Annotated in this window: 13 protein-coding genes; 6 read left to right on the forward strand and 7 right to left on the reverse strand. The window is 65.6% G+C overall.

What is annotated here, in order from left to right; genetic code table 11:
- Nucleotides 1-167: 167 nt before the first annotated feature.
- Both JMJ56_RS26905 and JMJ56_RS26910 read left to right on the forward strand, forming a co-directional pair.
- Nucleotides 168-1,739: a class I adenylate-forming enzyme family protein gene (locus tag JMJ56_RS26905; protein WP_202834844.1), complete on the forward strand. Its 1,572-nt coding sequence runs from the start codon at nt 168-170 to the stop codon at nt 1,737-1,739.
- The gene (locus JMJ56_RS26910; RefSeq protein WP_236038660.1) at nt 1,736-2,713 is read left to right on the forward strand and encodes a Bug family tripartite tricarboxylate transporter substrate binding protein; all 978 of its coding nucleotides are present in this window, start codon (nt 1,736-1,738) and stop codon (nt 2,711-2,713) included. The genes JMJ56_RS26905 and JMJ56_RS26910 overlap by 4 nt, the downstream gene beginning before the upstream one ends.
- Before the next feature lie 87 nt (nt 2,714-2,800).
- Here JMJ56_RS26910 and JMJ56_RS26915 read toward each other — a convergent pair whose 3' ends face one another.
- A complete protein-coding gene (locus tag JMJ56_RS26915) occupies nt 2,801-3,220 on the reverse strand; it encodes a Zn-ribbon domain-containing OB-fold protein (RefSeq protein ID WP_202834846.1) in 420 nt (139 codons plus the stop codon).
- A 5-nt stretch (nt 3,221-3,225) separates the two neighbouring features.
- The gene (locus tag JMJ56_RS26920; RefSeq protein ID WP_202834847.1) at nt 3,226-4,383 is read right to left on the reverse strand and encodes a thiolase C-terminal domain-containing protein; all 1,158 of its coding nucleotides are present in this window, start codon (nt 4,381-4,383) and stop codon (nt 3,226-3,228) included.
- 189 nt (nt 4,384-4,572) lie between these two features.
- Between JMJ56_RS26920 and JMJ56_RS35035 the strand changes: the two genes are divergently transcribed.
- Nucleotides 4,573-4,701, forward strand: a complete 129-nt coding sequence (locus JMJ56_RS35035) for a hypothetical protein (protein WP_268885113.1) — start codon at nt 4,573-4,575, stop codon at nt 4,699-4,701.
- A 397-nt stretch (nt 4,702-5,098) separates the two neighbouring features.
- On the opposite strand, the gene JMJ56_RS26925 is transcribed toward JMJ56_RS35035, so the two are convergent.
- Nucleotides 5,099-5,956, reverse strand: a complete 858-nt coding sequence (locus tag JMJ56_RS26925; protein ID WP_202834848.1) for a KilA-N domain-containing protein — start codon at nt 5,954-5,956, stop codon at nt 5,099-5,101.
- A 780-nt stretch (nt 5,957-6,736) separates the two neighbouring features.
- The gene (locus JMJ56_RS35040) at nt 6,737-6,868 is read right to left on the reverse strand and encodes a hypothetical protein (protein ID WP_268885114.1); all 132 of its coding nucleotides are present in this window, start codon (nt 6,866-6,868) and stop codon (nt 6,737-6,739) included.
- A gap of 371 nt (nt 6,869-7,239) precedes the next feature.
- Here JMJ56_RS35040 and JMJ56_RS26930 point away from each other — a divergent pair, with 371 nt between their 5' ends.
- Nucleotides 7,240-7,701, forward strand: a complete 462-nt coding sequence (locus JMJ56_RS26930) for a hypothetical protein (RefSeq protein ID WP_202834849.1) — start codon at nt 7,240-7,242, stop codon at nt 7,699-7,701.
- Between the two features lie 117 nt (nt 7,702-7,818).
- On the opposite strand, the gene JMJ56_RS26935 is transcribed toward JMJ56_RS26930, so the two are convergent.
- Both JMJ56_RS26935 and JMJ56_RS26940 read right to left on the reverse strand, forming a co-directional pair.
- Nucleotides 7,819-8,751, reverse strand: a complete 933-nt coding sequence (locus tag JMJ56_RS26935; RefSeq protein ID WP_202834850.1) for a Bug family tripartite tricarboxylate transporter substrate binding protein — start codon at nt 8,749-8,751, stop codon at nt 7,819-7,821.
- 166 nt (nt 8,752-8,917) lie between these two features.
- Complete coding sequence (locus JMJ56_RS26940) at nt 8,918-10,987, reverse strand: replication initiation protein (RefSeq protein ID WP_202834851.1); 2,070 nt, start codon at nt 10,985-10,987, stop codon at nt 8,918-8,920.
- Between the two features lie 342 nt (nt 10,988-11,329).
- On the opposite strand from JMJ56_RS26940, the gene JMJ56_RS26945 reads away from it, so the two are divergent.
- Together JMJ56_RS26945 and JMJ56_RS35045 are read left to right on the forward strand one after the other, a co-directional pair.
- Entirely contained in the window at nt 11,330-11,893 is a 564-nt protein-coding gene (locus tag JMJ56_RS26945; protein ID WP_202834852.1) for a hypothetical protein, read from the forward strand.
- 133 nt (nt 11,894-12,026) lie between these two features.
- Nucleotides 12,027-12,152 (forward strand): hypothetical protein, encoded by a 126-nt coding sequence (locus tag JMJ56_RS35045; RefSeq protein ID WP_268885115.1) that lies wholly within the window; start codon nt 12,027-12,029, stop codon nt 12,150-12,152.
- A 162-nt stretch (nt 12,153-12,314) separates the two neighbouring features.
- On the opposite strand, the gene JMJ56_RS26950 is transcribed toward JMJ56_RS35045, so the two are convergent.
- A complete protein-coding gene (locus JMJ56_RS26950; RefSeq protein WP_236038662.1) occupies nt 12,315-13,211 on the reverse strand; it encodes a replication protein RepA in 897 nt (298 codons plus the stop codon).
- Between the last annotated feature and the right edge of the window lie 127 nt (nt 13,212-13,338).

Here is a 13,338-nt window from a genome sequence, read left to right on the forward strand (position 1 = left end):
CTGCCCGCCCTGGCATCCTGACGAGGCCCGAGCTCGCCCAGGAGTACCGCTCCTACACCACGCGTTGGGGCACGATCATCCGACGTCGGGGGTGCTGTCAGTGGGCACGCCTCTGCGCAGTCGTGAGGGGAAAAGCCATTATTCGGCCGAATGGGAGGAAAGGTTGCATGCCAGACGTTCGCGCAGGTTGCGGTCAAGCCTTACCGAAGGCCGCCGGCCTGACGGTCGGTGACCTGTTCCTGCAGCAAGTCCAGCGAAACAGTCGCAGCATAGCCCTTGAGGGCAATGGCCATGTGCTGACCTACGCCGCACTAGGCGAGCGTGTTGATCGACTGGCGCGGGCACTGGCGGCGCGGGGGATTGGCCGCGGCGATCGGATCGCCTTGCTCTCGGAGAACCGACCTGAATACGCCGAGTTGCAGCTCGCGGCGGCAGTACTCGGCGCGATGCTGGCGTGCCAGAACTGGCGGCAGGCTGACCCGGAACTGCAGCACTGCGTGCGCCTTGTAGCTCCGCGTCTCCTCATCGCCTCTCAACGCCAGGCGGGTCGCTTGGCAGCCATCGAGCACGGCGTTAGCTCGGTGCTGCAGCTTGGCGAAGAATACGAAGCGATGCTCCGTGCGGCGCCATCCAGTGAGGTGCTGAACGTGGTGGAGCCGGAGGATGGCTTGCTCATTCTCTATACCAGCGGCACGACGGGGCTGCCAAAAGCGGCAGTCATCAGCCACCGCGCAATGATCGCGCGCAGCATGATCGCCCGCACCGATGGCAGCTTCTTCCCGGACCGCGCCTTCGTGGCTTGGACGCCGCTGTTCCATATGGGAGCGACGGACAGCACCCTCGCTGCGCTGATGCATGGCGCCAAGGTAGTGGTGCTGGAAAGCTTCGATCCCCCTGCCATAGCGGATTTGCTGGAACGGGAGTCGATTGGTTGGCTATCGCTTATGCCCGGCATGTTCGCCCGCATGATCGAGGAGTTGCAGCGCAGGCCCCGTCGCCTGCAGCCGCTCGGGCTCTGTGGTGCCATGGCGGATCTGGTGCCACGGCACGAGATCGCCGAGATCACTACCCTCTTGCAGGCCCCGTTCCGTAATTCCTTTGGCTCCACCGAGACTGGTCCTGCTCCCTTCAGCCGCGGTCGCATTCCCATCGGCACCGCGCCAGAGCGCCTCTCCAAGCTGCAGAGCTCTTACTGCTTGGTTCGGTTGGTCGACCCGGACGGACGCGACGTGCCAGATGGCGAGCCGGGCGAGGCGGTGTTCCGCGGCCCCAGCCTGTTCAGCGGCTATTGGGGTGACCCGGCGGCGGACGCGGAGGCGTTCCACTCCGGGTGGTACCACATGGGCGATGTGTTGCGGCGCAATCCCGATGGAACCTACGATTTTGTGGATCGTCGTAAGTACCTGATCAAATCGGGCGGCGAAAACATCTATCCCGCAGAGATCGAACAGGTACTGCTCGCTTCGCCGCGCGTCGCCGAAGCGGTGGTTGTGCGCCGCCCTGATGCGCGCTGGGGCGAGGTGCCCGTTGCCTTTGTCGCGCCGCGTGAACCCGACCTCACAGAGGCCGAGGTGCTGGCGCTTTGTCGCAGCCGGATTGCCGGCTACAAGGTGCCGAAGGCCGTCCGCTTCCTGCCAGAAGCTGAGTTCCCGCGCAGCACCAGTGGCAAGGTCCAACGCCATCTACTGGAAGCACGGCTGCATGCCGTAGCGGATCCCAGTACGCAGGGAGATGCATGATGCACCGCCGCAGCCTTTTTCTGTCCTCCGTTCTGCTGCAGAGCGCTGTTGCGCGAGCCCGCGCCCAAACGGCAGGCGGCGGATTGAGCCGGCCCATCACCATCGTCGTGCCATTTCCACCCGGTGGTCTTTCAGACGTCATGACGCGCGCGCTGGGGCAGCGTCTGGGACAGGAACTCGGCCAGACCGTTGTCGTCGACAACCGGCCTGGCGCAGGGACCTCGGTCGCTTCTGCCTATGTGCTGCAATCCCGGCCGGATGGCACGACCCTGCTGATGGGCTCCAACAGCCTCGCAACGAATCCGACCGCGCTGCCGCAGCTACCACCACGCGATCCGGAGCGGGAGCTCGCCCCAATCGGCCTTGCCTATATGAGCGCCTTCCTCTTGGTAGTGCGCGATGACTTTCCGGCGCGCGATCTCGCCGGTTTTATTGCCTATGCCAAGGCGCATCCAGGGCGGGTCAACTTCGCCAGCTCTGGCGTCGGCGCGGTCAACCATTTAGCGCTCGAGTTGCTCAACCGCTCGGCTGGCGTCGCGCTGGAGCACATTCCGTTTCGTGGCGGCGCACCGGCACTGATCGAGCTGCGGGCTGGGCGGGTCGCCGCCTTCCTGGCCACCCCAGCGGATGTCGCAACGCAGTTGCAGGATGGCTCGCTCCGCGCCCTTGCCACCACGACGGCGCAGCGGCTGGACCAGTTGCCGGACGTGCCAGCGATTGCGGAACTGCTGCCGGGCTATGAGGCGGTGTACTGGCAGGCTCTGTTTGCCCCGGCCGCCACGCCGGAGCCGGTAGTTCAGCGCCTGACAGAGGCGCTGCAGGCGGTGAAGGCGGATTTGGGTTTCCGGGCAAGCCTCGCTGCGCGCGGCGTTGCCCTGCTGCCGGGCGGACCACAGGAGCTGCGCGACTACCTGCGGCGGGAAACCGCCCTTTGGGGCCGCGTCATCCGCGAGGCAAACATCACCCTGGAGTAGGGCGCGATTACCGCAACTGGACTCAGAAGAGGAGTAAACCGAGCACTCAAAAGGCTGAGGCGAGGTCGGTGAGCCAACTCAAACCTGTCACGCTCCAGTCAGGCGCAGCACCGGCAGGGTCAAGCCTGCCTCATTAGCCTCGAAGCCGATCCGCAACTTCAAGCCGGGGCGCAGCGCCTCCGCTGTGGCATCCCGCAACTGCGCCAATAGTCGCACGCCTTCCGGCAGGTCCGCCGTCACCAGCACATAGGGGAGCTCCGCCCGGAACGCTGCGTGGAAGGGGTGATAGGCGACGGTCCAGCTGTGCACCGTCGCCTCGCCCGAAGCCTCAACCCAGTTCGTGGCCATGGAATTGCAAGCAGCGCACATAGGTTGAGGATAGTGGCGGAGACTACCGCAATCGGCGCAGCGCTGCAGCATCAGCCGGCCTTCGGCCAGCCCGTCCCAATAGGGTCGGGTCTCCGGGCTCGGGTCGGGCAGGGGCTTGCTGGGGGTCGTTTGGCTCATCGTTGTCAGCCTCGCGTCATGATGGCGAGCGTACCGTCACCGAGGTCGCCATAACCGGTGACGAGGCCGACTTCGGCATCGGGTACCTGCGCCCGGCCAGCCTCTCCGCGCAGCTGCCGAACCAGTTCCACGACGTGGTTCATCCCTGCGATATGGGCCTGTGAGAGTAACCCTCCATGCGTGTTCACCGGCAGCCGTCCATGAAGCCCAAGCGCGCCGCCTTCGACAAAGGCGCCGCCTTCGCCCTTGCCGCAGAAGCCAAGATCCTCAAGCTGGCATAGGACGATGTAGGTGAAGCAATCGTAGATTTCGGCAACGTCGATATCCGCAGGTGTTACGCCCGCCATGGCAAAGGCGCGCGGAGCCGCCTTGGCTAAGCCAAGTCGCGTCATATCGCCGCGCTGGGTGATGGCGCTCGGCGAATCCGGATGCCCTTCGGCCATTCCCGCGAGCAGGATCCGCGGCTGGCGGAGATCGCACGCTCGGTCGGCAGCGCTAACGATGACCGCGGCAGCGCCATCGCTTTCGAGACTGCAGTCATACAGTCGTAGCGGGTCGGCGATCATGCGCGAAGCCTGGTGGTCCTCAACGGTCAGCGGCGTCGTCATCCGAGCATTGCCATTCAAAATCGCATGCTGCCGTGTGGTGACCGCAATCTCGGCCAGTTGCCGGCTCGTGGTACCAAACATTTCCATGTGGCGCCGGGCCATCGGCGCGTAGTATTGCGCTGGCGCAAGGGCGCCGCTCGGAGCCTCGAACTCGCCTACGATGCGGAACTGCGGCATCTGCTGAATGCGAGCGCCGATCTTCTGTCCGGTTCGGCCGGTTCGGCCGAGCGACAGCAGCACATGCGAGCAGATGCCGGCAGCAACGGCCGCTGCTGCGCATTGCAGTGCAGCCACCGGTCCTGCGCCTCCAAGAGGTGTCCCGGTGGAGAAGCGAAGATCGGGAATGCCGAGATTGGTGACCAGCTCCTCGGCGACGACGGGACTGCTGGGTGAGGGCATAACGATGCCATCGATGTCTTGGGGCCGAATGCCGGCATCCGAGATAGCGTTGAGCGCAGCCTCGAGCTGCAGCGAGAGCGCACTACGCCCACCAGCGTCGCGCGTGTAGTCCGTGTCACCGACGCCGGTGACCGCGGCCTTGTTCGCAAGCTGCATGCTCCCCTCCCAAATTGGCCGGGAAAACCCGGCCGGACCATCTTCGCCGATCCACCAGGAGGTTCAAGGCGTGATGCCGGCACAGCGTGAGGAACACCGCCCGGCCGACGCGAACGACGTCGTCCGTCTCGACCGCCAAGCGAAAGGCGAGGCCCTCGGCCACTACCTCGCCCAGCGCCAGGAAAGCTGTTGGACCTCGACCTCCTGGCGCTTAAGCGTGCGCTCGGTCGGCTCCTCAGCCGTGCCGCGGTAGAAGCGGACTGGCACGCCATTGCCGTTCCCACCGATGACGAAGACGAAGTGGGCTCTGTCATCTAGCGCCTCGAGCCAGGGGGTAGTCGCCCGAGCTGACGGCCCGCTCCAGCCGATGCCGGCCAAAGGCGAATGCCCGGCATTCAACCGACCAGGGGTCGTCGCCCAGCTCGTAGCTGGCCATGACCAGGGCGTTGCGCGGTGCATTGGCCAGCATCCGGGCACAGATCGGCAGCCTCTCCTCGGCCAGCGCCGGATGGAAGTCTCAAGGCAGGCGCGAGGGCGGCGTGGTAGATGGTTCGGTGCGCTCCGTCACCGAACCATAGCATAGGCGCAATCAGCGCCATCGGGATTGCCCGGTCGATCGTGCCCGGGAACGCAAAAAGCCCCATGGCCTCGGTTATGAGGCCATGGGGCTCCGCGGCCCTCCGCTAGGGAAGGCCTGGGCATTGGATAGGCACGACTACGCCGGCGGGGTGCCGGCGCGGGCTTGCACCCTGCGCCGCTGCTCGAGCAGCGCGGCCTGGAAGGCGCGGAACTCGGGGATGCGGGCAAAGCGAACAAGGTATCCGCCATAGGTCAGCTCGGCATGGCACGCGGCGCAGACCAGCCAACCATGCTCGGGCTTGTTCAGCCCGCGATGGAAAAAATGGTCATACTCGGCGCCAGGCACCGTCCGGCCTGTCCTGGCGAGAACGGGCACTGCGCGGCAGCAGGGACATTGGCCACCGAAGGGTTCGGCCGCCACCGCCTTGGCGATGAGGCTTCTGCCAAGCTCCGTGAACTCCAGCCGGTTCCCCAGCACCACCTCCTGTGCGGAGAGCATCAGGAACATCAGGTCAGCGGCATGCCGCTCGAGGGTGTCGATGCGGCGGTGCAGCTGCTGGAACTGCTGGGCGAGGTGCGCCAGCAGCGGGTCGTGGCCCGCGGCCGGAAGGCCGGCCCGCCGCTCGATGGCGGCGCGGACGACGGTGTTGCACCAGAGATGGAACTGCGGCGAGAGGTAGCGGGCATAGGACAGCGCGAGCTGCCAATGCGCCCAGGTCCCGCCGTGGCGGCCACGAAGCGTGGCGACGAAGCCGTCGCTGTCAGTGCGGATAATGCCGTCCAGGACGGCATTATCGACGGCCGGGTCTTCGAGTTCGGTCCAATGGACCCTGGCATGCGCGCGAAAGCGCTGGGTCTCATCGAGGATCAGCCAGTCAGTCGGGCGCCGGTTCTCCGGCCGCCCTGCCGCCTGCCACATATCGGTCAGGTTCAGCATGGCGCCGCGGAGGCGGATCGGCGCGCCGTGGTAGCTGAGGGTGTTGATGGGGGTCATGCGATCTCCAACACGAGGTTCCGGCCTTGCTCAAGGGATCGCGACGGTCGGCTCGGAGCTGCCGAGACGGGTTGGAGGGGGTGGGGCGGACGTTGCGCTGGCCGGGTGCGACACGGCGGCTGGCCCAGGTGGGTCCGGCGTTCGCATGGCGCGGCAGGCGCCTGTGGGCCAGCGGATGGCTGGCAATCTTGATTACCGCTGGTCGCCGCTGTCCCCATGCCACCGCTGGCAAGGGAGGGTTCGCAGAAGCGGCCGGCTCAGTGCCGGATGCGCGGCGGCGGGCGGCCATGGCGCTGAGGGCAGCACCAGGGCAACCGGCCCGGCAGCGAGGACCAGAAAGACGGGAGGTCAAGGACCCGGTCCTGAGCCCCATCAGGGGCGGCGCGGGATGGCCGCCGGGCATCCTCTGGGATGCGTCGGGCCAATCCATAGCCGGCCGGCTTGTGCTCGACCCTCGGAAGTGGATGACACGCGATGCTGTCAGGGGAGCGAGGGTGCCGACGGGGTCATGCCTCTCGTCCACCAGATATTGGGTCGCTGCCATCTACTTTCAATATTGCAACGAAAAGAAGGCCCGCTGGCATGAGCGGGGCGGCCTGCCGCCGAGGCCCGTCTGGCCCGGGATGGCGCCCGCCATGCTGACGCGAAGCCGACGAGGGGAGTGCGCACCCCAGGTTCGCACCCTCCCCGCGCGCGAGGGAAATGGTGCGCACCCCCTGCGCACCCCTCCCCCCTCTGCGCACCTTGGGTGTCTTCAGCGGCGGGTGGCTGAGGAGCTCGTCAGTCCATCCGGCTGGCGAAAGGCAGCATGCCGGCCGCCTTGGACAGGGTCAGGCCGCAGGTACGCACCGCCTCGCGCGCGAGGAAAATGCTGCGTACCCCCTGCGTACCTGCCGCTTTCACGTGCACCACGACGGCTCAATGCCAGTGACGGCCGTCCCCGGCCCATTGCCCCGGTGGTCAAATAGCAGGCCCCGATCCGTCCAACAGCGCAGGCCTCCGGCTTTCCACGGTCGGGTACGGATCGAGCCTGGCTTTCGGAGCCCGGGCGGGTAGCCAGGCTCGGCTCTCCCGTCTGATGCGACCGACATGTCGGTGATGGTGGTGGGGGGTATGCGGCTTGGCAGACTGGGGCAGGTACCCACTCTGTCAGCGTGCTTCCAGGCCTTGTCTCACAGCCCCAATGCCAAGGGCAGCAGCCTCAGCAAGGCACGGCACTGCCGCCACGGATTGCGATAGTATCCGCGTCTTGTCCGCTCGCCGATCCTCAGGGACCGACCGTCATGGCTCTCTCCACCCTGCAATGGGACGACCTCAAGGCCAGGTACCAGGCCGGGATCGCCACACGAATCCTGGCCAGGATCCATGCGGTGGACGAGAGCACCATCCGGCAGAAGGCCAGGCGGTTCGGCTGGCAGCGCGATCCGGCGGGCGATCGCCATGACATGGTTCATTCGCCCACCGCGCACCAGGCCGAAGCCGAAGCTGACGATGAGCTGGGAGATGCGGGAACGCCCGACGACGGTTCCCGACGCCAAACCCGAGCTGATCGACATGCCGCCAAGCAGCGGCGCTTTGACGAGCTGACTGCGATCTTGCAAATCGCCCTATCTGAGCCGGTCGCAGGCGATGCTCTAGCGGCTGAGCGCCGGGCGGAGGCGTTGGCCGCCGTGAGGGCCGAAGGCGGCATGGTGGCAGCGCTTTCGAAAGCGTCAAAGCTCGTGCGCCGTATTGCCGCAGGCTGACTGCCCGTACCGGATTCAGCCTGCCCCCCTCGCCCTAGCCCCCGATACGCCGGCGCTGGACCACGCATGCGCATAGGCCGGCGCGCGAGGAGACAAAGGCACCGCTGGTCCAACCAGCTACTCCGCCTTGATGCCTACGCTCCGTGCGATCCCCTGCCAAGTTGTCAGGTCAGCGCGGATGCGCGCGGCAAAATCCTTTGGGCTCAGGAAGTCTGGCACAGCAGCCTGAGTGGCAAGCTTCGCACGGGTATCGGCCGAGCCGGCGAGCGCCTCGAGGTCCGGCGCCATGCGTGTCACCAGAGCAGCTGACGTTCTGGCCGGCGCCATGATGCCGAACCACAGGCCGCTATCCGGTACCGGACGGCCAAGCTCCGCCATGGTCGGCACCTCAAGCAATTCCTGCGCAAGCTTCGGTCCAAGGACGGCAAGCGGTCGGATCTGCCCGGCCTGATACGGACCCACCGCGCCCGCCATCCCATGAGCCAGCAGCGGGATCCGGCCACCAACGACGTCCTGCATCAAGGGAGCGGTGCCGCGATAGAGCACGTGGGTGAGGGAGATGCCAAGCGCCCGGCATACCGTCTCTCCACCAAAATGCCCTGTACCACCTACTCCCGTGATGCCATAGGCCAGGGTGTCGGGCTGGGCTCGAGCTGCCGCAACTACCGCCTCCAGGTCACGCCAGGGCTGGCCGGCGGCACACCAGAAGACGTTGGGCGCCGCGCAGAAGGTGCCCACCGGAGCGAAGCTGTCGGGCAGCGCATAGGGCATGCTGGGATGGATTGCCGCATTCAGCACGACAGCATTGGACGCGAAGAACAGGGTTAGCCCGTCCGGGGCAGCGCGCGCCACCACCTCCGCCGCGACCGAAGAGGAGGCCCCTGCTCTGATGTCGACGACCACGGTTTGACCCCAGGCCCTTTGCAAACCGGTAGCGGCAAGCCGGCCGATAAGGTCGGTCGGGCCACCGGGCGGGTAACCGATCAGCAGCCGCACCGGACGGTCGGGCCTCAAGGCCTGGGCATTGCCGGCGGTGGTGGCGAGCAGCACTGGCAGGGTAAGCATCTCACGGCGCTTCGCCATGACGGTGATGTCTATCTCCGATTTCTCCTCGAAAGGCACGGGGGCCCAAAATTCCAAACAGTGGAACGCCAAGCCTGGCTACCGTCGCAAAACGCGAACTCCCACCCAAGCTGTCGGTATTAAATCTGACGCCCTATTGCCGACGGCGCCGATCAAGCCGAAACCATTGAAGGCGCCGAGCTGTCTGATAAATATTTCCTGCCTCATATCCGGCTCGAACAGCATCCTGCACGGCAGGCTGGGCCTTGGTGTAACCGCCCGCGATGCACGATTCCGGCCGCGACCAACCATGATACTTGGCTGCATGACAAATGGCGCTCGGATGAACCTTATACTTCCGAGCAAGCGCTGTGAGGCCCTCGCCAGCCTCGTAGCCTGCCTGGATAGCACCACTCTTCCAAGCGCGCCGTGGTGGACGCCGACGCCGCCCTACACTGGGTTTAAAACGAGCGGTGGCCAGAGGGTCGGCTCCGGTGGCCAGAGGGTCGGCTCCGGTGGCCAGAGGGTCGGCTCCGGTGGCCAGAGGGTCGGCTCCGGTGGCCAGAAAGCCGGTGGGGGCAGAGCCCCCACCGGCAAAGCAGCTCGACCAACCGGATTGCTTTTTATCTATGTCAACCTGAACTGCCGCTACCTCACTTGGTGCCTGCAGAGTATGGAGGATGATGTGCCAATGCTCGCGAACGGTGCGGAGGCTTCGTCCAGCCGCACCGGCGACGGCAATCTGTGTCATAAGTTGAGTACGCTTCTGCAGATCGCGGGCGGCAGCGATGCAAGCAGCAAGTGTTGCGGCACGGCGGGACACAGCGCCTTTCGCTTGGCCGGACGCTTGCCGTGCCCTGCGCTCCTCAAGAGATAAATTAGGCGATTTATGCGCCAGTCGGTAATGCCGCCAGGTCCAGCGCGCAACATTCTTCGCGGTGACCGCGGCTTGCACGTCCGTCGCCAGACCAGCCTCTGAAAGGCGGAAAGCTTCGTCCAGGACCGCGGCACCGAAGGTCTCCTCGGCCCCCTCACCTTCATCGCGGTGCCGCCCAACCTGCGTGCGGGCCCAAACGCTCAAAGCCTGAAAGAGAGCATTCGATTGGCCAGTAATGGCAGGGTCGGGATGGTCAGGGACAGGAGTGGCGATTGGGCTCTCAGCACTCGCGATCTGCAGCCGAGCCTGGGCAGTGGCAAGGTCGAGACTAGAGCTCAACGCGACGAGGCCCTTCTCGGCTTTCGGATCGCGGGTGTCAGGGGCCAGGGCGAATGGAGTCTCGCTAAGAATGGTAGAGGACCAAGCCGGACAGAGCGGGTTCTTCACCCGAAGGGCATTGGTCCGACCGCCAGGGTCGGCGCCGATCGGCAGCAGGGCCGCAGTCAGAGCATCGAGGACAGCTCGATACAACCGCTTGGGGCCCTCCCGGCCCTTGCTGGTGAAAGCAACAGCATCCTCAAGCAGCCAAATAAGGTGCGGCCGCAGGAAGCGTCCGGAGGTGTCGAGGTGGCCAACCGCGATATTCGGAAGCGGTACTCCGCAGGCGGTGATTGCATCCTCAAGCTCGACGAAGGCGCCCGGGAAAACACGATCGATGTCGACCCGCAGGACACGGCTCATGGTTCGGGCCGTTGTTACGTATGGGCTATCGAGAGCCAGGAGCTTGGAACCCACGCGATCCTGGCGAACCTTGGTGTCACCGGTGCGAAGATCGCGGGCACGTGGCGTGCTGGCAACGAAAAGCTTGAGGATAGGGTGCTCGTTCGAAACCAAGCCAAGGTACTGGAAAGCCGGGCGGTAACAATCTGAACTGCCGCCGATCAGGCCGCCAGGCCAATAAAAGCCACGGGTCAGGCGGTCGTAGACCGCGTATCGAATACGAGCGCGCTGGGCACGGCGTTCTTCTGCCCAAGCTTCCTGACATTCTGCGCGCCAAATGAGCTTGGCATCGGGATCCCCACCCCGGGCATGTAGAACCACGAAAGACCACCAGCTGCTCGTGAAGCCCGGCCTGCGCCGAGCTTCGGCAAAACGCGCGTCAACGCGATCCCGTGCTGTCGCAAGCTTTGCCGCGCGGGCAGCAAGGGTAGCGATTGAAGGGGTTTGTCGTCCTGCCCGACGCTGGCGAGCTTCGAGGCTCTTGCGGCTCTTTTCCTCGTAGATCGCGGAGTAGCCGTTGCCCCAGTTGGTGGCACCAACTTCGCGTCTGCCAATGGGCTCAGACAAAGCAGATGCCTCGCACACTGTCTTCTCGGCTACCAGCTCGTAACCAGTCCGATAAGAAACAAAAACGAATCGGCTTTGATTCTTAGATAAAAATACCTATCAAGCGGCTCAGCCAAACGCAAACGCCAAATTCATGCTCCGGCGATCTGATGAAACCAGGCTGTGTCAGTGAGTTCGCGCATAGTGTTCTCGGAAGGCTCTACCCAAGCGGATTACTGCCGGGGCGGATGCTAATCATCTTGTTTGCCTTTGATAGTGTAGTGCCTAGCGGTCGCGTGACGTCCCTTCAATCGCCCGCAGGATGGGGCTCAGGGCAAGCAGCGGCTGCGAGTCTGCGCCCGGATGCTGGCCAACACCCGGCGCGATGCGTTGGCGATGGTCAGCTACGAACTCGGCGACGATCCCTGGTCGGTCGGCTGCCGCGCCTTTGCCTTCGGCCGGCACCGGCTGGAGCGGGCTGCCAGCTCAGGTGACTACCCCTGGCTCGAGGTGTTGGACGACAGCGCCCACTTCGTCTTCGTCATCGGCGGGAACGACAACGGCGTGCCGGTGCGCTTCTATCGCGGTGCCGCCGAGGAACCGACCGAGCGCACCCTCAAACGGCAGGAGGTCGAGGTCCAACAGCTCTCCCTGGCGCTGGGCGAGGCGGCAGCCGAGGGGCTGGCCTTCCGCCTGGCGGTCGAGACCGACGGCACTGGCCGCGTGGACCGGGTCGAGTGCTTCTGGCCAGTGCCGCTGGAGATGCCCCCTGCGGTCGCTGCTGGTGCCGGGGTGCAGCTGCGGCTGATCGCCGATGATGGTTATGCCGGGCCTGACGAGGGCGCCAGCCATCCGGCGCCCCTGCCCTGCCGCGCCGCAGGCTCGGCGGCCAGCAACCCGCAGCGGCCACAGACCACCTTGGTCTAGCCCAGCCTGCCGGGATGTCACTATGTCCGCGCATCTCGCGCCCCTGAACCCGGCGCCGGCTCGGGCAAGTCCGAGACGCTGATCCGGCGGGCGGGAGCCTGTCGAGATGCTCTTGAAAGGTCATCAGGAGCCGATGATCGGTAAGATGCTGGAATGGACGCGGAGGCAGCTTTGCGGCACCGGCTTGGTCAGCAAGGGCTACATCACCCGCTGCGCCCATACTTGGCTGCCGCTGAAGTCCGATGGCAGCGCCGCCTAAACGAACAGCCTTATCATCGAGCGCAGCGACGGGTTCCTCAAGCGCGACCAGCTCGGCGCCAGCCCCTATTGGGCCGAAGGGCGGTGTGGCCCCTGAAGCCCGGGGTTATAGCATCAGCCCTTCCAGGGTGGGGGGTGAACGTGACGCGAGGGGGGGGTCTCGTTATCCCCCCACCGCCACCAGCCGCGGCGCGACGGGCGGACGGCTCGGGAACAGGATCAGGCCGGCGTCGCCTTCGTCATATTCCACGCGCGCTTCCGGATAGGCCGCCACTGCGGGCGCCAGGGCGAGGCGGAAGTCCCGCCGGAAGTTCCGGCCCACAGTGTAGTGGCTGCCGAACTGTTCCTTCAGCGCAGCCCAGCGGACCGGCGTCGGCTTCTTCAGCGTGTGCAGGCGGTAGGCGAGCCAGATGTAGAGGTCCAGCGAGGCCGATCGGTCAGCCAATTCCCGCAGAGCCGCCTCGCGGAGCGGTACCGGGTGGTGCCGCAGGGCGTCCCAGAAGACCTCGTCCAAGACGACCCGGTCCTCCCACAAATCGGTCTGCCGGTCATTAAGAGGCGCCCGGTTGTGGAACCGCAGGCCACTCCTCACGAAGCCCCCTTTTGTCCACGCCTCGGCGCTGTCGCCATCCCAATAGAACTTGAGGGAACAGGCCGAGATCCGCGTCGCCTGCTCCCTCAATGCCTTGCCGGTCTCGCCGCCCCAGGAGAGCCCCATCCGGCCGAGCCAGTCGCGCATCGAGCGTCCAAGCTCGACCTCGCGGCTGTTGCTGCGCACGGCCTCGGTCTGCAGGTAGAGGAGGATCATGCGAGCCCGCGCGCCGTAGGGCACTCCGATGCGGATGGACTTGCCGGTGCCCTTCGTGTGCCGGATGGTCCCCGGCTCGACCACCAGCGTCACTCGATGCCCCTTCTTCTCCCATAGCTGCTCGTCCGCGAGCTTCTTGTGTGGGAGGGCAGTGAGGCAGAAGCCAGTGTAGGTGATGCCGATCTTGCCCGCCTCGTCGCCCATTACCTCAGCGGCGATGTCCACAAGCCGCTTTTGCTCCGGCTCGACCATCGTCCGGGCTTTGTCCCGCCCGTGAACCAGCACAAGCTGGCGCACGCCTCCATCGACATCGCTCATCGCATCAGCCCCGAACTGTCAGGACCATCAGCGGTGGCGGTCGCTGGCGTCAATGGGGGGA

Source organism: Belnapia arida, from assembly GCF_016773205.1.
In the GTDB taxonomy this organism is placed as follows: Bacteria; Pseudomonadota; Alphaproteobacteria; order Acetobacterales; family Acetobacteraceae; genus Belnapia; species Belnapia arida.